Origin of the sequence: Frigoribacterium sp. PhB118 (assembly GCF_003751725.1) — a bacterium.
GTDB lineage: Bacteria > Actinomycetota > Actinomycetes > Actinomycetales > Microbacteriaceae > Frigoribacterium.
In genome coordinates this window covers 18,887-38,460 of the sequence record NZ_RKID01000001.1, presented here as the reverse complement: position 1 = coordinate 38,460, position 19,574 = coordinate 18,887, and the positions used below count along the sequence as shown (strand labels likewise).

Sequence of the window (19,574 nt, the reverse complement as noted above, 5' to 3'; positions counted from 1 at the left end):
GGTCTCGGCATGGCGATCGTCGCGACGGCGGGGGCCCTCGGCTTCGTCGTCGTACGGTCCCTATGGGGATCGGTCGACGGCGGCGCCAACTTGGTGGTCGGGCTGCTGGGTGGATGTGTCATCGGCCTGTGGGGCACGCTGTTCCGCGTGCTGTTCGTCCGACCTCGCACGACACCTCCGCCGATCGTCCCGGTTCCCGCACAAGTCCTTCTCACGCAATTCCCGACCCCAGGCAGCGTGGACATCTGGCGGTGGTCGATGGCAGTCTCCGCCGAGGAGGACGAGCGTCGGACCATCGGATACGAGACGTACGTCGAGAGGCCGTCGGACGTCGCATCCGCGCGCGCAGCACGTAACCGTTACGCCGAGACGTACCGCGCCTACGCGTCGGCTGCTGCGGAGATGGGAGTGCCGAGACGCGATCCTGCCGTCACGCTCGACGTCGTGCCGTGACCAGCGCCTCGGGTCACACGATCACGACGAACCGAGCACGTCCCCGGCCGCTCGATTCGCCACCCCTGCGCTGACGAGCGCTCCGATGAGCAGGACGACCGTGCTGCCGATGACCCAGGCCCCCTGGGCGCCCTCGGTCAGCCCTCCCACGACGACGGGCACGAACGCCGCCCCCGCCGTGAGCGCACAGGTGACCGTGATGGGGACGAGTGCCGCCCGGTGCCCGGCCTGCCATGCCTCGGGTGACGCCATCACGTGCTGTAACCGGATGCCAGCGAGGTGGTTCACCCCGAGCCGGCCGCGGGCGGCGGCGAGCGTCGTGCCGAAGACGACGGCGCACGCGGCCAACATGATGAAGGGGACGACTATCGGCATCTCTCCACGCTAGGTCGGCGACGGCTCACGCGACTCCCCCGCGCGGCCCGTTCTGATCCGCCGTGGCCCACCCCCGCCGCGTCGACCGGGCAGAAGACGTCCTTCCGTCGCCCTCGAAGGACATCTTCCGCCCACTCGATCCCGACAAGTCCCCTGAGCCCCGGAAGAATGGCGACCATGCCCCTCGTCCCCATCGCCCCGACCGATGACGACGCCCGAGCCGACCTCCGCGCCTTCCTCGCCGCCGCCGACCTCACCCTCGCCGGTCTCGACTCCCCCACGCCGCGCCTCCGGCTCTGGGTCGACCGTGACGCCACCGGCACGGTGGTCGGCAGCACCGGCTACGAGCTGAGCGCCGACGGCCGGCACGCCCTGATCCGCAGCGTCGCCGTCGCTCCCACCGCCCGCACGCGCGGCGCGGGCTCCCGTCTCGCCCGCCACGCCCTCACCGACGCCGCCGCGCACGGAGCCCGCCACGCCTGGCTCTTCTCCCGCCGCTCCGGACCGTTCTGGCAGCAGCTCGGCTTCACCCCCGCCGACCGCGACACCCTCGCCGCGGCCCTCCCCGACACACACCAGGTGCAGCTCTTCCGCGCCACCGGCCAGCTCGCCCGCGAGGTCGCCTGGTCGCGCGCCCTCGCCGACCTCCGCCCGACGACCCCCTAGGAGGCGCGGGTCGGTCCACGCCCGCCCCACCGGTCATCGAGGGGTCCCAAATCTTCCTTCCTCTTTGCGCGAACGACGATCCGCGACCACTCGACCCCGCGCCGCCGAGAGTGACACCCCGTACGATCGCCCCGATGGTCGATCTGCAGCCGCACTCCCCCACCTGGGCCGACGACTACCGCCGCGAGGCCGAGCGTCTCGCGATCGCCCTCGGCACCCGGGTCGACGCCGTCGAGCACATCGGCAGCACGGCCGTCCCCGGCCTCCTCGCGAAGCCGATCATCGACGTCGCCGCCCGCTCGTCTCCCGGCACCGACCCGTTCGCCCTCGGTGCCGCTTTGATCGACCTCGGCTACGAACGACACGCAGCGGGCCCGAAGACCCACGCGGTCTACGTCCGGTTGGACGGAGCGCGCCGCACGCACATCCTCCACGTCTTCCGCCCCGACCAATGGGACGCCTGCAACCAGCGACTGTTCCGCGACCGCCTGCTGCGCGACCCGGTCGCGCGACGGCACTACGCGACCCTGAAGGAGGCGCTTGCCGGCCTGGACGACGGACGCGCCTACACAGCCGCCAAGACCGCGCTGATCACCGACCTCGTCACCGATGAGCGAGCGGCTCGTGGTCACCCTGCGGTGACGGTGTGGGACAAATGAGCCGCCCCCGTTCGACCACCCCAGCCCACCGCGCCCGTTACCGTTGATCCGATGAGCACCCGCACACGGATCGAGCTGGGCCGACGCGCCGACCTCGGAGCCGACTGCGCCAACTGCTTCGGCCTGTGCTGCGTGGCCCTGGCGTTCACGAAGAGCGCCGACTTCCCGTTCGACAAGCCGGCCGGCGACCCCTGCACGAACCTGGACGAGCACGACGGGTGCCGCATCCACCCGCAGTTGCGCGAGCGCGGGTTCAAGGGCTGCACGGTGTTCGACTGCTTCGGGGCGGGCCAGAAGGTCAGCCGGCAGACGTTCGCCGGGCGCTCGTGGCGTGACGACACCGCGACCCGTGAGGCGATGTTCTCGACGTTCCCGCTCGTGCGGAGGCTGCACGAGCTGCTCTGGTACCTCGACGAGGCGATCACGCTGGTCGAACGCGAACGCGAACGCGATCTCGCACGCGAAGGCGAGCAGGCACACGCCGCCGCGCGCGGCCGCCCCCGCACCGCCGCCACCCCTGACCCGGCCCCGTGGCTCGCCGCCTTCGAGCACGTCCGGCGCCTCACCGACGGCACACCCGACGAGCTGGCCGCCCTCGACGTCGACGCCGAGTACGACGCGGCGCGCCCGCTGTTGCCAGGTGTAGAAAAAGTCGCCAGATCGCCACAGGTCAAGCTCATGTTTACGCCATATGGCTTTAGCCAGGCGGACATAATGCGCCCAGCCGTCAGCCCCGTGCGGAGCATCGACCAACCACGTTTCCAGATCCGGCTTGTCAGCCATGCAGTCATACCGTCACCGTTGAGACATAGTCCCGATCTCCCCCATGGGGTACGAGAGCGATGGGCACGTCTCACTCGAGGGGTCGCGCTCCCGAAGACATGGGCGGCATGAGTGGAGGGCGATAGTTCGGAGACAAGCGATCGCCATCGCGGCCTAGACCTGGCCTTACCGACGGTCGCTGATCACACGGCCTAATGGTGGGCTGTCTTAAGAACCTGTAGATCCTGGGGGTGGCGCGGCGGACGGAGGCGTCGGACGAGCCCGTATCGTCTAACGACCCCGATCGTATCCTCTGGCTCGGGCAGCGCAACCGAGAACGACTCTCTGACCGAGCATTTTGCGGAGCAGTGTGGAAGCGCCAGGCTGCCGTGACGTCGATCCGGACGCATCGAAGGAGCCTCAATCGTGAGCGATCGCGCCCGCTCTGCATCAGTCGGGGTCTTCGAACCACACCAGCCGGGGACTTGTCGTCGCGTGACCAGTGTCTGCGCAATACGGGCAGCACCCGACCCACGCCACCGATGCGATCCCGGTCCCCATGATCATCGACGAGATGTCGGGACTGCTGAGGGGTCTGCTGCACGGATAGGTGACATCTGATCTGGCTTGCCCGGGACGGTGGGCCCGGAAGGTTGCGATCGTGCCCAAGCCCTATCCGAAGGAGTTCCGCGATGACGTGGTGCGTGTCGCGGAGAACCGCGAGCCCGGCGTGTCGATCAAGCGCATTGCTGGCGACTTCGGGGTCCACCCGAGGACACTCACGAAGTGGCTCGCCTGCTCGGGCGCCGAGAAGACAGCCGTTGACACCGGTGCGCCGCTGCTGGGTGGTCGAGATGCTGAGATCCGCGAGTTGCGTCAGCGCTACCGTCTCCTCGAGCAGGAGTTCGAGGTGCGACGTCGTGCAGCGGCGTATCTGTAGCAAGCGCACCATCCGGGAATCAGGGCGGACCTCCCGCTACATGAATATCAACAGGCTCACGCCGCCTTGCCTTCGTTCAGCTTCTTGAGCTCCTGAAGCTCGACCCAGTGTTGTTCGAGTCCGGCGAGAGTAGGGCTGACGCCCTGAGTGATGAGGGCTTGGGAGTGGGCGTCGATGTACCGACAGGCTTCCTCGAAGATCTCGCTGACCTTGGGGATGATCTCGCCGAGCTTGTCGACGTTGATGTTGCCGAGCGTCGTCATCTGGACGTTGGCCTGATACCGGCGGGTCACGCCCTTGAGCAGCTCGTCCTCCGTGAAGACCTCGCACCAGGAACGAAGATGGCTGTAGCCGGTGTGGACTAGCGCATCCCGGGCTTCGCCGTCCAACTGCTTGGCGGCTTGGATGGTGCTGTTAATCCGACCCTTGATCGCGTTCAAAGAGTCGATGCGCGGTCCTGTGGCGCGGGACACCTTGCCCTTGCCGCTCTCGTCAGTGATCTGGAAGTAGGCGCACCGCTTGGACTTCTCGAACAGGGCGAGGAGCGTCGTGGCGAACAGGATGTCGTGGGTAAAGACGATGACCTGGTTGTCGTCGGCCAGGCGGGCGATGCGCTGGGCAACTTCCTTGATCCGACGGTGGTCGAGGCTGGATACCGGGTCGTCGAAGATGACAGGCGCCGTGATGCCTGCGAGGCGAGCCTCGGCGAGGAAATCTGCGAGCGCTAAGACTTTCTGTTCGCCCTCGGACAGCACCTTGGACGGCTTGTGCTTACCGCTCAGCACCTTGCGGCGCTGCGCCTTGCCCTCTCGCCCGACGAACTGGACCTTTAGGGACGGGGTACGGAGGGCTTCGCACTCCTCGAGGAACAGCGCATCAAAGCTCTGGTTGATCAGCTGGTCGCTGGCGGTCTTGGCGAGCGCGGTCACGGAGCGGCCGAGGCCAGGCAGCGGGCGCTTGAGCGTTTTGAGGCGATCGGCCTCCTTGGCGCTTTTGACCTGCGTCTCGATCACCGCCCAGGACTTACCCAACTCGATGGCGTCGCTGAGTTCGAGCAGCTCTGCTTGCCTCTCAGCCAGCGCCTCGGTTCGGCCCTTCTGCAAGGTCTCCAGATCCGTGATGCTGTTGCCCACGGTGGTCAGCGCAGTGTCGACCTCGGCGCGAGGCTTGGCCACGAGATCGGCGATCTCGATGCTGGCTGTTTGGCTGGCGGCCACTGCCGTGGCGGCGGTGCTTCGTGCGCCTTCGATTGCTTCAACCTGAGTGAAGTAGGTCGGGCGCTCGCCTGGATCGGCGTCCTTGTATTGCTGGATGAACGACGCCATCTCGTTGCCTTGGAGCGCGGCAGCTTGCCGCCTGTAGCCATCGAGCGTGGTGTCGGTGATACGGATGTCGGCTGAGATCCTGTCCTCAAGGTACGTCGAGTAGCGAGTGAGCAGATCACGCGCCGGATCGAGCAGAGGCTGGCGGCAATAGAGGCAGCGGTCTGCATCGTGCGCCTCAACCTCGACGAGATGCTGGCGGTACGTCTCGCCGGCCTCGATGAAGTCGTTCCAGGTGTCGTCGGGCTCAGCAGGCAGGTCCGCGGCGGCGAAAAGCTCGCGGCGGAACGTCTCGAGATCGGTCGTGAGCTGCGCGCGCGTTGCCAGTGCGTCGTTGTACTTGGCCTGCTCGAAGCCCAGCAGAGCTTCAGCCGCGGTCGCTGCCTCTGACAGGACTCGCTGCTCGCTCTTGAGGCCGGTTATCTGGGCACCCATGGTGTTGGCGCGCAGGGCCGCAACGCCCTGGGTCAAAGCATCGAGCTCTCGATCGACGTCATCCCCGCTCTTGGCCTTGGCCTTGAGGTCGGCAAGCTCGGTGGAAGCACCGAGGGTCTCGATCAGCGGATAGATGGTCGATCCGCGCTGGAATCTGGAGAGCAGCGCCGAGCCGCTCGAACCAAGCTCAGAGATCGCCGCATCGATCTGAGCTGCTACTGCCTGGATCGCAGTCGTGACGTCTTTGAACAGGGCCAGCGAGGCCGGGGTGTAGACGTAGTCAAGGTCCTCGTCGACGTGGGTGCGCACGGCGGGGCTGTCGAAGATCGACATGCGCGTGAAAGGCGACACCCCCAGTTCGCCCGTCCAGATCAGAGTCTGAGCGTCGTCGCCGAGCTTGAATTCAAGTTTGGCGGACTGTGCTTCCGAGGTGCCGGCATCGATGTTGCCGAGGATCGTGTCGGCGGTACGGCTGTTGGCCAGAGCCTTGAAGATGCGGGAGTAGCCCGTCTTGCCGGTTCCGTTCTCCCCGTAGAGGATCGTCAGGCCCTCGTGGGGCTCGATCGCTACACCCGCCACCAGCGCGTTGACACCACGTACCTCGGAGAGCCGGGTCAACAACAGGGGCGGTGCCGACTCGTCCTGGCGAGCCTCGATGTTGAGCAGTGGAACGGCTGGAAGCTCCCGCTTGTCGAGCGCTTTCTCCTGTCGGAACAGCAGGTAGGCCTTGTCGACCACGGAGGTTCCGACCGGGCGTCCGGTGGCGATCACTTCGGCGACAAGCAGGCGCACCCACTCGTCGTTGGCGTTCGCCCACTCGGCGAGTTGTGCCCGCGGATCAATGAGCTCGGCTGGCTCAGTCGACTCTGCCACTTCGGCTTCAGTCGGTGTAGTCATAACGCGCAGCCCTCCCGCGGCGCATCAGCAGTGATCGGTCTTGACGGCCCGCGCCGATGGTGTCCCTCATGACCTCCTCGCGATCTACTCTGCGCCGCAGCGGGCGCTCATCCGTTGTCCCAATGCTAGCCATGTGGTCCGACACGGTCGACGATGCCGCGCCCAATGCGGTTGCACACCAGACTCCGGCCGCACGATCAGGTGCGCCTCGGCGGCGACGCTGTAGCTCAGTGGCCGGCGGCGACGTCCTCGAATGGATCGCGCTGGCTGGAGATCTCACCGGAGGCAGGTCGAGCCGGCGCCGCCAATCCCGAGCTCTCAGCGGGCAGCTCGTCTTCGTCCTCGTCGCTGAACGCACGGTTGTTGATGTGTTCTTCTGCGCGGTCGCAAAGTGCGAGAACATCCGGGCTCTCGGGGAAGGCGCTTCGAATGGCGGCGACATAGTCGCGTGGAGTTTGGTATAGCTGCTCCTTGGTCATGTCGCTGATGATCGAGTCGACATGGGTGTCGATGCGCTGCTCCAGCTCTGGCAGCACGTCTTCTTCAACTCGTCTGTGCAGGTCTGCGCGTTCTTGTGCGGTGAGGAGACCGGCGAGGGATGAGTCTGCCCAAGCCGGGTCGAGGTCGTCGATGCTGTACTCGACGATCCGCTCGACCGCTTTGCGGCGCACCTCTTCGGGCAAGGCCGCAGCTTCGTTGAGTCGGCTCAGGACAGCGGGCTCCCACATTGCGTCCACCATCATCCCGAACTCGGCCATGCCGGGTAGCGCGTCCTGGTGCGCATCCGCCCACATGCGCAGAAATTCGTCGGAACACCGTGTTTGTAGGAACCACGCTCGGGGGCCTCTCGACCATTCCCGCCGTTCGGGGACAGGGACGCGCGGGACAATCAGCCGATACATGGCGGGTGGGACCTGGACCAGCGTCCCCCGCTGGTTCGGGCCACCGCAGTCGAGTTGGGAGACAAGCTCATCGACCGTCATGCCTTCGAGATAGACCGACAGCGTGGAGATGTCACGGGCAACGGAAGCAGCGAAGCCTTCTCTGATCGTCGGGTGGTGGAAGCGCCAGACAGTGTTTCCGTCCGCTCTCACGTTTTGGGACAGGAAGGTGCCTTCTATGGCCGAGAAGGCGCGGGCTGTCTCGGCGACTGTTGCGCCCAGAGACGTCACCGCTGCTATCAGCCGTTCGTCTGGCGCGAACGGCGCTAGGAGTTCTCCGCCCGAGAGGTAGACCGCTGCGAGTGCCGCGCGCTGCGCAGGATCGAGGCCGTCGAGCACGTCGACCAAAAACTCATTCGGATGCTCGAAGTATGACACCAGCGCGGCCTCGCCCTTCAGCCCGGAGGCGGGCACGAAGTCTTGTAAGGACAGACGTCGCGCCACCTCCGGCTGGAATCGAGTTGCGGCCGCGACCGTGAGCAGGTGTGGTCGCCACTCGTCCAATACCCCGGCCGCCTGATCGCCTGCCTTCAAGTGGTTGTAGAGCATCTGCTCCTTCTCGGAGAGGCTCAGGGCGGTGATGTCGATGACAACCTGATGCTCTTTCAGCCGAGGGAAGGCGTACTCCTTCATCCTCGGGCGCGCTTCGCGGTAGATGTAGTCGCGGCTTGTCATCAGCACGCGAGCGCCGTGATCGACTGCCGCCATGACCTCGGGCATCCGTCGTACCCAGGCGTCGGTTAGGTGCGGTTCGTGTCGGATACTGCCGAAAGCGTCGTCGACCCAAAACATCTGCCGGGGGTCGTCGGGGTTCCAGTGCACAAGGAGCTCATCCGGGCCATCGACGCGCATCACATCGCATTGCCAGTTGTCGAGCGCAGTCATGCAGAGCATCGCGGCGATGGTCGACTTCCCGCTGGCAGGTTCGCCAAGTAGCAATACGAACCCGTGCTCGGTGATGGCGTCACTTGCGCCTCGGTACGCGCCGGTAGGGACGAAGGTTTCCAGTTCTCGGGTCAAGCTTGTGAGAAGTGCGCGAGCCTGGCGCATCCTGCGCTCGTCCAGGATGCTCGTGAGGTCGCCGAGCCCATAGACACGCGGTACGTACCGACGCAGGTTCCAGTTCATCTCAATCTGCGTGCAGATCCAGCCGCCGGGAAGAATCGCCGCAACTTTGGGGCCACGTTTGCGCACTTCCTCCGCGAACCAAGCCTGTGTCCGGCCGGTGACGCGCAGGTTCGTCAACACCATGTAGCCGTCGCAGAGCCCACGAGCGTGCAACGCTTCGATCTTGGCAAATTCGTCTGCGAGGTCTCCCGGCGATAGCGTGCCTGACGGCTCGACGCTGAACTTGCATTGCACGACGACGGGCATCGCGGTCGTGGCAAAGTCTTCGAGTTCCGTGACCACCTGGTCTCCAGGCGCTGCCCATAGGCCATGAAAGGCACCATCTTGACCGGCGTCGTTCGTGTCAGCGAACGCGGTGAAGGTCTGCCCCAGGGTCTCCTGGAGAACGACAGCGCAGAGGTCTTGGAAGGCTCGCCAGCCGAGCTTGTGGAGTTCGTAGTCAGGCCCGGGCATCGAGGTTGATTCAACCAGAGTCGCAGCACCCGCGAGGGGAGGTTCACGACGACACGGGGTGCTAGGTGAGCCCGGGAAGCGGAGTTGGAAGGGCCATCACGACTCGCAGAAGACTCTCGACGCTCTCATGCAGATCCGCATCCGACAGCACGTTATTGGGGTTCTCCGGGTGATGGATCATGTTGCGGACCGCGGTGGGAAGGGTCGTCACCTCTGGTGTCACGGTGCCGTCCGGGTTGACCTTCACGTACGGCGTAGCCCTGGGCAACCCGTAGCCTGCGAGCCAGGAGTCGAACCCCTTCACGGTCGGTTTGTCGGCGTGGTCTTGCAGGCGCCCGTAGAGCATGGTGTGGTCGATGACGAACGCTTGCCGGTCGATGTCGGTCAGGTCATCGAGCGATACCCAGCCGCTCTCGACCAAGTCTTGATGGTGCCACCGGAGCGCGAGCGAGCCGTTTGCTGGGCGGTCTGCGAGCGTTCGGAGGGTGATCGCGAAGTCGAGGCTTGCGATGAAGTCTTCGAGCCCTGCCTCATTCGTATCCCAAGCCGAGAGCAGGCTCCTAACGTACGCGCGGAAGTCCCAGATTAATGGCGCCAGGTCCGCTGAGGTGAGCGTGCCGAAGTCGATGCTGGTGAGAGCAGTACGGAAGTCCTCGAAGGTGAGCTGGAGGTCAGCTGTCCGATTCCACCGGCTTACCGCGGCGTCGAACTTGGTCTTCGTCTCTTGAAGGGAGTAACCCAGGTGGCGGAGTCGGAAGCCGGCCTCGTTCAGGGTGGTCTGAAAGCCGGGCTGCGTCTCAACCTCGTCGTTCGCGTAGCGATACTCGATGTCGGTGAGACTCCCCGGCGGGAAGAGCCAATGATGGCTCTTCCAGTAGCGGTTCTTGCCATAGTCAATTTCGACGCCGTTCAGCGACAACGTGATCTCCGTGCCCACGAGCAGATCCTCGCATCGTTTCTCGACCCATCTGCGGCAGCGGACCATTCGTCAGAGCCCGAGGTTGGCCCGCTTCGTCGGCTTGCCGCGGCTACGCCCCTCCACGACGACTCACGCCGCCAGGTCCCAGGCTTCGCGGCCGCCCAGATCTTCATGACGTTCCTGCTCGCTGCAATGAACATCCGCAGGATCTGCGACTTCGTCCGCAAACGCGAGCGAGAGGAAACACCTACACGGGGACCCTCCCCGGCGGTGCACCGGACCTCGAACTCAGACAGCAAAAAGCCGCAGAGAAGGCGGCTCGCGCGGCGCAACCCGCCAGCCGACGGTCAAGAAGCGGACGTAGGCAAGATCTACCTAGCGTTCTTGCACCCTGCTGCGAGGTACGCCCATCCGATCGGCGATATCCACCGCTCGCCAACGTCGAACACACGGCTGATCGCTGAACTGCCTACGCTGGCCCCTTCCGCAGGAGCTGGTGCCGTCGTGACGGCATACGAGACGCATCGGCTAGGGCGACAGCGTCGCCATAGCCGACGCCATACTGATGTGGCGGTACTTGTCGCGCCTGGGACCGAGCGCGCGCGCCTCGCGCGTTTCGCAAAAGCAACGACAAGTGCCGCGCATCCCAGCACGAGCCCGATGACAACAAAGAAGCCCACCGAGATTCTCGGTGGGCTTCTTTGTTGTGAACAGTTCTCAAGACGATTACTAACTCGCCCCAATGGTCGGGCTGACAGGATTTGAACCTGCGACCCCTTGACCCCCAGTCAAGTGCGCTACCAAGCTGCGCCACAGCCCGAGATCCGGGTTCGAATTTCAACCCAGGTCTTGGTGTTGCCCCGACCGAGGCAACCCCACAACTATAGCCGATGAATCGGTGTGCCTGAGACCGAGCCGGGCGCAGGGCGGACCGAACGGAGTGTTTCGCCCCGTTACACCCCACGGGACGGCAGGCACCCCGCCCACCTACCGTCGTGACATGCCCACCTCGACGACCCGCGCCTCCTCGGCTCTGCCGATCCGTCTGCGCGGCGTCGGAAGGCACTTCGGCGAGCGCCCCGTCCTCAACGACCTCGACCTCGACGTCGAGGCCGGCGAGATCATCGCCATCGTCGGACCCTCCGGCTGCGGCAAGTCGACGCTGCTGCGCCAGGTGGGCGGCCTCGACCAGCCCGACTCCGGCACCGTCGACATCGACGACTCCCCCACCCGGCCCACCGACCAACGCTGCGCCATCGCGTTCCAGGAGCCGCGCCTCCTGCCCTGGCGCACCCTCCGCCAGAACGTCGAACTCGGCCTGCCGAAGGCCCGTAGGCGCAGCGAGCGCGCCGAGGCCGGCAGGCGCAGCACGGGCAGCAAACCCGACAAGGCCGCTGGCCGCGCCCGCATCACCGAGCTGCTCGACCTCGTCGGGCTCGGCAGCTCGGCCGGCCTCCGCCCCCGCCAGGTGTCCGGAGGCATGGCCCAACGCACCTCCCTCGCCCGCGCCCTCGCCCGGGCCCCCAAGGTGCTGCTGCTCGACGAACCGTTCGGAGCCCTCGACGCCCTCACCCGCCTCCGCATGCACGACCTGCTGCTCGACATCCACCGCGCCGAACCCACCACCGTCCTGCTCGTCACCCACGACGTCGACGAAGCCCTCTACCTCGCCGACCGCATCGTCGTCCTCGCCGACCTCTCGCAGCAGCAGCAGCCGCAGCTCGTCGGCGCCACGGGCGCGGCCGACACCACCGCAGGAGGCGCGGCGCACGCCGACACCGCAGGAGGCGCCCCCAGCATCCGACGCATCGTCACCGTGCCCGGGGACCGACCCCGCGACCGCGACGACCCCGCCCTGGCCGAACTGCGCCTCCAGCTGCTCGCCGACCTCGGCGTCCACCGCGTGCACGCCGGCAACTCGACCACCAGCACGCTGACCGCGACGGCCACCGCCGGACGCGCCCGTACCGAGACCGCACCCGCACCGACCCCCGCAGACCACCGCACCGCCCCCGACAGCACGGAGACGAACCGATGACCTTCCGCACCTCCCCCACCACCCGCACCCGCGCCTCCTGGGCCGGCGGTCTCGCCCTCGCCGCGGCGAGCGCCCTCCTCCTCACCGGCTGCGTCGCGGGTGAGGACGCCGGCACCGGCGCGGCCGACGCGGCAGGCGGCTCCGGGGCGAGCGACGGCGAGTGGTCGACCGACACCCTCGACATCGACTTCGCGACCTACAACCCGCTCAGCCTCGTCGTGAAGGACCAGGGCTACCTCGAGGACGCCCTCGGCGACGGAGTCACCGTCAACTGGACCCAGTCGGCCGGCTCGAACAAGGCCAACGAGCTGCTGCGCGCCGGAGCGGTCGACGTCGGCTCGACCGCCGGCTCGGCCGCGCTGCTCGCCCGCTCGAACGGCTCCCCCATCAAGACGATCGACGTGTACTCGCAGCCCGAGTGGTCGGCGCTCGTCGTCCCGGGCGACTCGACCATCACCGACGTGGCGGACCTCCGCGGCAAGACGATCGCGGCGACCACCGGCACCGACCCGTACTTCTTCCTGCTGCAGGCGCTCGACCAGGCCGGCCTCAGCGCCTCCGACGTGACGATCCAGAACCTGCAGCACGCCGACGGACGTGCCGCCCTCGAGAACGGCAGCGTCGACGCCTGGTCCGGGCTCGACCCGATCATGGCCGCGAGCGAGGCCGAGTCGGGCACGAAGCTGCTCTACCGCAACGTGGACTTCCTCAGCTACGGGTTCCTCAACGCGACCGAGTCGTTCCTCGAGGCGTCGCCCGACGTCGCGCAGGTCGTCGTCGACTCGTACGAGAAGGCCCGCGCCTGGGCACTCGACAACCCGGACGAAACCGCCGCGATCCTCGCGAAGGCCGCAGCGATCGACCCCGCCGTCGCCACCACGGTGATCGACCGCACCCACCTCGACATCGACCCCGCCCCCGGAGCCGACCAGCGCGCCGTCCTCGAGACCGTCGGCCCGATCCTGGTCGAGTCGGGCGACGTCCCCTCGCAGGACGACGTCGACGCCGCCCTCGACTCGCTCTTCGACGACAGCTACGCCAAGGCCGCGTCCACCTCGTGAGTGACAACCTCAGTAGCCGCGAGGCGGACGCCCGCCAGGTCGTCCGCTCCGGAGCGACGCGCGGCTCGGGCACCGTCGTCGCCGGAGCCCGGCGCGGCGACGTCACGCACGCCGTGACCGGCACCCCCCTCGAGGAGGCGCGGGTCGCGTCCGACGCCCACCGCGCCTCCTCGTCCCGGCCGCAGGAGGCGCGGGCCGCCGAGAACGGACGCCGCGCCTCCTCGTCCGGGTCGCCCGCGCCGCGACGCCCGGGCACCCCGGGCGCGACCCCTCCCCGCCGCCTGGCACTGCTCGGGGTGCTCCTGCCGGCCGCCGTGCTCGCCGCCTGGGTGCTCGCCACCACCGTCGGCGGAGTGCCCTCGTACCGCCTGCCGTCCCCCGCGGACGTGGCGCGGGCAGGAGTCGACCTCGCCGCCACGGGTCAGCTCGGCCTCTACGTCGCCATCTCGGTGCAGCGGGTGCTGATCGGGTTCGTGGTCGGGTCCGTGATCGGGCTGGTCGTCGGCGCCGTCGTCGGGTTGTCGCGGGTGGGCGAGGCGTTGCTCGCGCCGTCGATCGCGGCCGTGCGCGCGGTGCCGTCGCTGGCCTGGGTGCCGTTGCTGATCCTGTACCTCGGCATCGGCGAGGACTCCAAGGTGACGTTGATCGCGATCGGTGCGGCGTTCCCCGTCTTCACCACGGTCGCGGGGTCGCTGCGGCACGTCGACCCGCAGCTCGTCGAGGCGGGGCGCGCCTACGGCCTGCGGCGGGTGTCGCTCTTCACCCGGGTGCAGCTGCCGGCCGTGCTGCCCTCGCTCGTGTCGGGGCTGCGGCTGGCGCTGGCGCAGGCGTGGCTGTTCCTGGTCGCGGCCGAGCTGATCGCGTCGTCGATGGGCCTCGGCTTCCTGCTGACCGAGTCGCAGTCGAACGGACGCGTCGACCGGATCTTCCTCGCCATCGTCCTGCTGGCGCTGCTCGGGACGCTGAGCGACACCGTGCTGAACGTCGTGCAGCGCGTAGCGCTGCGGCGCTGGCGGTAGGCCGCGGGCGGCAGGCGGCGGGCGGCGGGCGACCGCCTGCCGCGCCGCCCGGGCATGACGCCACGAAGTGGTCACTGCGCCAGGACTAAGCCTGGCGCTGTGACCACTTCCTGGCGTCGTGGCCCGCCCCACCCCGCCACGAAGTACACACGCCGCCACGACATCGCGTGGCGGCATGTGTACCTCGTGGCGTGAGGCAAGCCGAGCACCTGCCGTCCGCACGCCGCGCACCCCGCCCGGCCCGCGCCTCCTACCTTCGCCCCGTCCGGACGCCGCGCACCCTGCCCGGCCCGCGCCTCCTGCGCTCCGCTCCCTGCCGTCCTATAGCGGGACCTACGCGGGCAGGCTGTGCCGACCACCGCAAGCTGTGCTGAACGCCGACCGCCGACCGCCGACCGCGGCCCGCGGCCCGCGGCCCACGGGCTGTGGGCTGTGCTGCCGGCTGCAAACTGTGCCGCCCCGCGACCGACGCCCGCCGCCCGCTGCCCGCCGCCGGCCGCCGCTGGCCGCACGTCGCCCCCTACGCCGCCACCCGCCGCCGCTCCCGCCCGCGCATCACCATCACGACCGCGACCATCGCCGCGAGCGCCAGCCCCACGATCGCCGGGGCCCCGACGTCGACGGCGCTCTCGAGCCCTCCGCGGGTCGCCTGCGCCCCGAGCCACAAGGCAGTCGCCCCCTGCACCAGGTAGGCGACGAGGTACACGGCCGACAGTGTCCCCGCCCGGTGGTGCTCCGGAGCGAACCGCGACACGATCCCCAGCCCCGACGCGAAGAAGAGGCTGTAGCCGACTCCCGACAGCACGCAGAACGCCAGGAACAGCCCCAACGACTGCTGCGCCGCGGCCAGCACCAGTGCCGTGAAGCTGAGCGCCGTCGCCCCCGCGGCCACGACGACGGCGACGACCACCGGGACGCGTCGTGACGCCAGCGCCACGACCGCGATGACCACCATCGACAGGGCGATCACCGCGCCGGTGACGAACGCGTTGTCGCTGCCGATCAGCGTCACGCCGATCTCGGCACCGAGCGAGAGCACCACGGCCCCGAGAGCGTAGGAGGCGCTGACACAGACGGCTGCGGCGCCCACCGCCCCGAGGAGCGCGCGCGGCACGCTCGGCCACCGTGGCCTCCAGCGCCCGGCCAGCGCGTCCCGGTCCCGCGGCAGCCGCCAGACGAGGACGAGCACGCCCACCTCGACGACGAGCAGAACCCAGTAGGTGAGGTGCAGCGGTTCGGGCGCGTACTGGACGAGCGCTCCGCCGAGCAGCGTCGCGAAGACGAGGCCCACGGCGGTGGAGGCGGTGCTGATGGCTCCGGTGCGCGCCGAGTTGACGGGACCGGCGATGTCGATCATCGCGGCGGTCGCGGGGCTGAGCGACAGGCCGACGCCGAGGCCCATGAACGCGCGGCCGATCAGCACCCAGCCGACGTCCGGTGCCAGCGCGAACAGCAGCACGCCGACGATCGACGCGCTCACGCCGAGCAGGATGCTCGCCCGCCGACCGATCGTGTCGCTGAGGCTGCCGAAGACGAGCAGCACGACGACGAGGACGAGCGGGTAGACGGCGAAGATCGCGGTCGTGACGAACGGCGTCAGCTGCCAGTCGGTCGCGTAGAGCGGGTAGACAGGCGTCGCGGCGCCGCTCGTCCACAAGGCGAGGGCGAGGACGGAGGCGCAGGTCCAGAACGCGAGCCGGTCCGGCCCGTCGGGACGGACGGAGGCAGCGAAGTCACGGGGCATGACGGCGACGCTAGCACCCTGGATACGAAAAGCCTATCGAGGTAGACTGTCGGCATGGCTTCTCGTGGACCCCTGGACCCGCGCTGCGGCATCGCGCGCAGCCTCGACCTGCTCGGCGAGCGCTGGGCCCTGCTCGTGGTGCGGGAGGCACTGCTCGGGCACACCCGGTTCTCGCAGTTCCGGGCGCGGCTCGGCCTGTCGCCCGACGTGCTGACGGCCCGGCTCGAGTCGCTCGTCGCCGCCGGCGTGCTCGAGCGCTCGACCTACCGGGAGGACGGGGCCCGAGAGCGCGTCGAGTACCTGCTGACCGACGCCGGCCGCGACCTCTCCCCCGTGCTGGCCGCCCTCGCCGTCTGGGGCGACGAGCACGATCCGCACCCCGACGGCGCCGCACGGCGGTTCAGCGTCGCCGGCTCGGGCGAGCCCGTGCGGGTCGCGTTCGTCACGGGCGACGGCCGCGAGGTCGAACCCGCCGACGTCGAGATGGTACCGCGCGCGGGCGCCTGACCCGCGCCTCCTCGGGTCGGCGACCGCCCCGCCTGTCAGCGCGGCAGCCCGCCCGTCCGACAGCCAGCCCTCCCGGCAGCGCGCCGGTCACCCGTCGGGCAGCCAGCCCTCCACACACCTCCGAACCCGCCACCCGGCAGCGAGCCCTCCGCCCCGCCTGCCCGCCCGTCAGCGCACCGGCAGCCCGTCCGTCAGCGCGCCGGTCGCCCGTCCGGCAGCCAGCCCTCCGCCCCGTCTCCGAGCCCGCCGCCCGGCCGCGAGCCCTCCGCCCCGCCAGCCCACCACGAAATAAACACCCCGCCATGGAATCGAATGGCGGGGTGTTTATCTCGTGGTGTGGCGAGAGGAGTCCGGACTCTCAGCCCGTGCTGTCGACCGCGCCGGGCTTGGCCGGTCGCGGGAAGGCCGCGCGCATGTGGTCGCTCGTGAGGAGGTCACCGATGCCGATCATCAGCAGCGAGAAGACGATCTGTTCGACGACCATCCACCCGGGGTAGAGCCCGGGGATGGTCGCGATGATCAGCGTCACGATCGGGAAGATGCGGCTGAACAGGCGGAGGCGCGAGTAGGCCCAGTAGTAGCCGAGCTGGGCGCGCCACGCGAAGACGTACAGCGAGGCGGTGATGAAGAGGACGACCGTGGAGCGGAACCACACGGCCCACGGCACGTGTTCGCCTCGGCTGGTGAGGACGGCGGCGATGAAGATGGCGGTGAGCCCGACGACGGTCTCGCCGAACAGGAGCCACCGGATGCCGACGAAGCTACGGACCGTGCGCGGGTGCCGCTGCATGTCCTCGTGGATGACGTAGCCCGAGTGACGCCCCCCGGCCAGCCGGTCGAGCTGCAGCCGCTGCCACACCCGGTCGGCCGCGGCCGACAACCCCGCCCCCGAGGAGGCGCGGTGCCACAGCCCAGCGCCCGTCACCCTCGCACCCCGTCCGCTCGTCTCACGAACACCAATGGTGCCCTACTCCGCCCTCAGAACTGACCACCCTCTGCCTGCCCGGGCTGCAGCGTGAAGCACCACGAACTCGACGACACCTGGACCTTCGAGCGGCCCGTGTAGACCGTGATGGAGTAGCGAGTTCCATCTGTGCTCCACACTACGAGCCATTCGTCCCTGCCATCAGGCGTAAAGACCCGCTCGGTCCGGAAGTCCGCAGAGTCAGCCAGTTCTGATTCCACGAGGGAGAAGTACGCCTCTTGTTCTGGGGCTTCGGCGTACTCGATAGTCGTCGACCCGGTCCATTGGTGTCGACCCTCGGAACACGACATCAGGACCCCGTCGGCTGGCTCCAGGATGCCCACGATGCCCTCCGCGCCGCCCATGGACGCCAGGTCTCGTTGAGTCACCATGATGTCGCGTTTCAAGGCCGCGAGATCCACTCGATCGGTCTGTTCGTCTATGTACTTCATCTGCTCAAGCCCCTCCGGGGTCTCTTGGGCGCAACCCGCGACCAAGCTGGACAACACTGCAATCACGGCTGCACACCGAATCGCGATAAATCTCGCCTTGGTTTTAGCCATCAGGGAACAGCTCCCGCCTCAAGGCATCGCGCACCGGTGCATTGTCGTCACTCGATCGAGCGACGAGCGCATGGTTGTCGTCCAGCTTCCAGACCGGGGTGTAGCTTGCCCCGGTCTGCTCGAGTTCCACGTCATGCGGACTCTGGTAGTACCCACGCGAGTCGAAGTCGTCGGACCGGTTCGGGTTCCGCCCGCCCCAGACACCACCGGTTGACTGGGCCTCCATCAGGAAGTCCCAGTAGCTGTAGTCGGTGTAGGTCGTGCCCGCTCGCGGCTCCCACTCCGGCGGCATCCCGGCCCCCGCGAGGGAGATCACCTTGTTGTACGTAGCCCCATGGACCTCGGCGGACGTGATGTTCGCCAACCCCCAACTGTGCCCGATGGCCACGTCGCGGTATCCGGGTTCCGTTCTGATCGGATCCACGGCCAGCCCCCGCTGGAAGTCGTACAGCGCCTTGCTCGTCTCGCGCGCGAATTCGGGGTCGTTGGCTTGCGCGAAAGCCCCGACGAATTCGGCCGGGTTCTTGCTGCCTTCGGCGCCACCCGGGAAGACCCCGTCCTTGAAGACGAACGCCACGGACGTTCCATCCGGATCATTCGCCTCCAGCCACTTCGCCATCTGCTGCAGACTTCCGTTCTTCCCGTAGAACGAGTCCATGTTCGTCAACGTCCCCGGCACGTAGGCCAGCACCGTCCTCGTCTGGTCGTTCCACTCGCCGATCATCTCGATGATTCGGCTCTTCGAGGGGTCGATGAGATAAAGCTGCACGTGCGGTGGTTTCGCCACAGCGTCGGCGAGGTACGCGCGTTCGCGCGCCAGTGCGGCCAGCAGCTCATCGTCGCCTTGCAGCCCCCGCCGCCCGATCGGCCCCACCATCTCGTCGATCTCGGCCATCCGCCGCTTCGCGTTGAACACGTTCGCCGCGACCCGCACCGACGGCGGCAGACCGTCGAGGGCCCCGATGATCGCCGGAGCCCCTCGCACCAGTGCCACCTGCACCGCGGTCAGCCCATCAGCGTTTCGCGCACCCTGCTGGCCGAGCTCGTCCCACCAGGCCCGCACCCGCTCGGGATCGGCCAGGAACGCCTCGTCGACCAGTTCGGGGTGCTGCTCGAGCAACATCGTCAGCTCGGTGGCCGAGAGCCCTGCCAGCAGCGCCAGCAATTCTTCGGACGACCCCGCGGCCAGGGCCTCCCCGGTGACCTGCGGCAGGGACCCCATCGCCTCGGGGCTCTGCAGCGCGGCGACGCACCGACGATCGGCCGCAGCCCGCTCTTCGACCAGGTCGGCCCACAAGCCCGCGACGACCTCGAGCTCGCGTTGCTCGTCGTCGATGCGACGCTGCAAGGTCGACCGTTCACCCGAGCGGTACTCGGACTCCACGACGAGGCCGAACAGGTCGCCCTGTGCCGCCTCCTGCGCCTCGCGCATGACCGTCTTCAGCGCGACCCCCGTCGAGAGGATGTTCTGCTCGGCCATCGCACGCCGCGCCTCCAGGGTCTGCTGAGACCCCTGGATCAACGACACGTCGACCGCGTACGCCTCGAGCGCCGCCGCGTGGTGCTCGAGGCCCCGAGCCACAGCAGTCACCTCGGCGGACACCTCCGTCATGGACGCGACGAACTGCTCGCCCGAGCGTCCCCGCCAGCACTCGGCACCCCAGCTCGCCGCCTCGGCCAACCGGTAGGCCGCCACCTCGAGATCGTCGACCTCGGTCCGCCTCGTCG

The 19,574-nt window shown here is 68.2% G+C and carries 17 protein-coding genes and 1 tRNA gene; 9 read left to right on the top strand and 9 right to left on the bottom strand.

Annotation, left to right across the window (positions count from 1 at the left end; all coding sequences use genetic code 11):
• Positions 1 to 9 precede the first annotated feature (9 nt).
• Positions 10 to 453: a hypothetical protein gene (locus EDF21_RS00180; RefSeq protein ID WP_148053608.1), complete on the top strand. Its 444-nt coding sequence runs from the start codon at positions 10 to 12 to the stop codon at positions 451 to 453.
• Between the two features lie 21 nt (positions 454 to 474).
• Here EDF21_RS00180 and EDF21_RS00175 read toward each other — a convergent pair whose 3' ends face one another.
• Positions 475 to 828 (bottom strand): hypothetical protein, encoded by a 354-nt coding sequence (locus EDF21_RS00175; RefSeq protein ID WP_123569924.1) that lies wholly within the window; start codon positions 826 to 828, stop codon positions 475 to 477.
• A gap of 177 nt (positions 829 to 1,005) precedes the next feature.
• Between EDF21_RS00175 and EDF21_RS00170 the strand changes: the two genes are divergently transcribed.
• The 4 genes from EDF21_RS00170 to EDF21_RS00155 all read left to right on the top strand — a co-directional run bounded on the left by EDF21_RS00170 (position 1,006) and on the right by EDF21_RS00155 (position 3,855).
• Positions 1,006 to 1,494, top strand: a complete 489-nt coding sequence (locus EDF21_RS00170; RefSeq protein WP_199736174.1) for a GNAT family N-acetyltransferase — start codon at positions 1,006 to 1,008, stop codon at positions 1,492 to 1,494.
• A gap of 134 nt (positions 1,495 to 1,628) precedes the next feature.
• Positions 1,629 to 2,153, top strand: coding sequence for a GrpB family protein (locus tag EDF21_RS00165; RefSeq protein WP_148053607.1), 525 nt, complete (start codon positions 1,629 to 1,631; stop codon positions 2,151 to 2,153).
• Positions 2,154 to 2,204: 51 nt separating this feature from the next.
• On the top strand, positions 2,205 to 3,047 hold the full coding sequence (locus EDF21_RS00160) for a hypothetical protein (RefSeq protein WP_199736172.1): 843 nt from the start codon (positions 2,205 to 2,207) through the stop codon (positions 3,045 to 3,047).
• Positions 3,048 to 3,576: 529 nt separating this feature from the next.
• Positions 3,577 to 3,855 carry a transposase gene (locus tag EDF21_RS00155; protein ID WP_123569921.1) on the top strand — a complete coding sequence of 93 codons (279 nt, stop codon included), beginning with the start codon at positions 3,577 to 3,579 and terminating at the stop codon, positions 3,853 to 3,855.
• A 56-nt stretch (positions 3,856 to 3,911) separates the two neighbouring features.
• On the opposite strand, the gene EDF21_RS00150 is transcribed toward EDF21_RS00155, so the two are convergent.
• The 4 genes from EDF21_RS00150 to EDF21_RS00135 form a co-directional block, all read right to left on the bottom strand.
• Entirely contained in the window at positions 3,912 to 6,485 is a 2,574-nt protein-coding gene (locus EDF21_RS00150; RefSeq protein WP_199736170.1) for an AAA family ATPase, read from the bottom strand.
• A gap of 251 nt (positions 6,486 to 6,736) precedes the next feature.
• Positions 6,737 to 9,031 carry a hypothetical protein gene (locus EDF21_RS00145; RefSeq protein ID WP_199736168.1) on the bottom strand — a complete coding sequence of 765 codons (2,295 nt, stop codon included), beginning with the start codon at positions 9,029 to 9,031 and terminating at the stop codon, positions 6,737 to 6,739.
• Positions 9,032 to 9,092: 61 nt separating this feature from the next.
• Positions 9,093 to 9,968, bottom strand: coding sequence for a HEPN/Toprim-associated domain-containing protein (locus tag EDF21_RS00140; RefSeq protein ID WP_123569919.1), 876 nt, complete (start codon positions 9,966 to 9,968; stop codon positions 9,093 to 9,095).
• Between the two features lie 725 nt (positions 9,969 to 10,693).
• A tRNA-Pro gene (locus tag EDF21_RS00135) sits at positions 10,694 to 10,770 on the bottom strand.
• A 180-nt stretch (positions 10,771 to 10,950) separates the two neighbouring features.
• On the opposite strand from EDF21_RS00135, the gene EDF21_RS00130 reads away from it, so the two are divergent.
• Genes EDF21_RS00130 through EDF21_RS00120 form a run of 3 tightly spaced genes read left to right on the top strand, consistent with a single transcriptional unit; the run spans position 10,951 to position 14,068 of the window.
• On the top strand, positions 10,951 to 11,988 hold the full coding sequence (locus EDF21_RS00130; protein ID WP_123569918.1) for an ABC transporter ATP-binding protein: 1,038 nt from the start codon (positions 10,951 to 10,953) through the stop codon (positions 11,986 to 11,988).
• Positions 11,985 to 13,049, top strand: a complete 1,065-nt coding sequence (locus tag EDF21_RS00125; RefSeq protein ID WP_123569917.1) for an aliphatic sulfonate ABC transporter substrate-binding protein — start codon at positions 11,985 to 11,987, stop codon at positions 13,047 to 13,049. The genes EDF21_RS00130 and EDF21_RS00125 overlap by 4 nt, the downstream gene beginning before the upstream one ends.
• Positions 13,046 to 14,068, top strand: a complete 1,023-nt coding sequence (locus EDF21_RS00120; RefSeq protein ID WP_233568300.1) for an ABC transporter permease — start codon at positions 13,046 to 13,048, stop codon at positions 14,066 to 14,068. Before EDF21_RS00125 ends, EDF21_RS00120 begins: the two co-directional genes overlap by 4 nt.
• 520 nt (positions 14,069 to 14,588) lie before the next feature.
• Here EDF21_RS00120 and EDF21_RS00115 read toward each other — a convergent pair.
• On the bottom strand, positions 14,589 to 15,812 hold the full coding sequence (locus EDF21_RS00115) for an MFS transporter (RefSeq protein WP_123569916.1): 1,224 nt from the start codon (positions 15,810 to 15,812) through the stop codon (positions 14,589 to 14,591).
• Positions 15,813 to 15,866: 54 nt separating this feature from the next.
• Between EDF21_RS00115 and EDF21_RS00110 the strand changes: the two genes are divergently transcribed.
• Entirely contained in the window at positions 15,867 to 16,319 is a 453-nt protein-coding gene (locus EDF21_RS00110; RefSeq protein ID WP_123569915.1) for a helix-turn-helix domain-containing protein, read from the top strand.
• A 358-nt stretch (positions 16,320 to 16,677) separates the two neighbouring features.
• Here EDF21_RS00110 and EDF21_RS00105 read toward each other — a convergent pair whose 3' ends face one another.
• Genes EDF21_RS00105 through EDF21_RS00095 form a run of 3 tightly spaced genes read right to left on the bottom strand, consistent with a single transcriptional unit; the run spans position 16,678 to position 19,542 of the window.
• The gene (locus EDF21_RS00105) at positions 16,678 to 17,244 is read right to left on the bottom strand and encodes a hypothetical protein (protein ID WP_233568299.1); all 567 of its coding nucleotides are present in this window, start codon (positions 17,242 to 17,244) and stop codon (positions 16,678 to 16,680) included.
• A gap of 53 nt (positions 17,245 to 17,297) precedes the next feature.
• The gene (locus EDF21_RS00100; RefSeq protein WP_148053606.1) at positions 17,298 to 17,846 is read right to left on the bottom strand and encodes a hypothetical protein; all 549 of its coding nucleotides are present in this window, start codon (positions 17,844 to 17,846) and stop codon (positions 17,298 to 17,300) included.
• A complete protein-coding gene (locus EDF21_RS00095; protein ID WP_148053605.1) occupies positions 17,839 to 19,542 on the bottom strand; it encodes a hypothetical protein in 1,704 nt (567 codons plus the stop codon). The genes EDF21_RS00100 and EDF21_RS00095 overlap by 8 nt, the downstream gene beginning before the upstream one ends.
• Positions 19,543 to 19,574 lie beyond the last annotated feature (32 nt).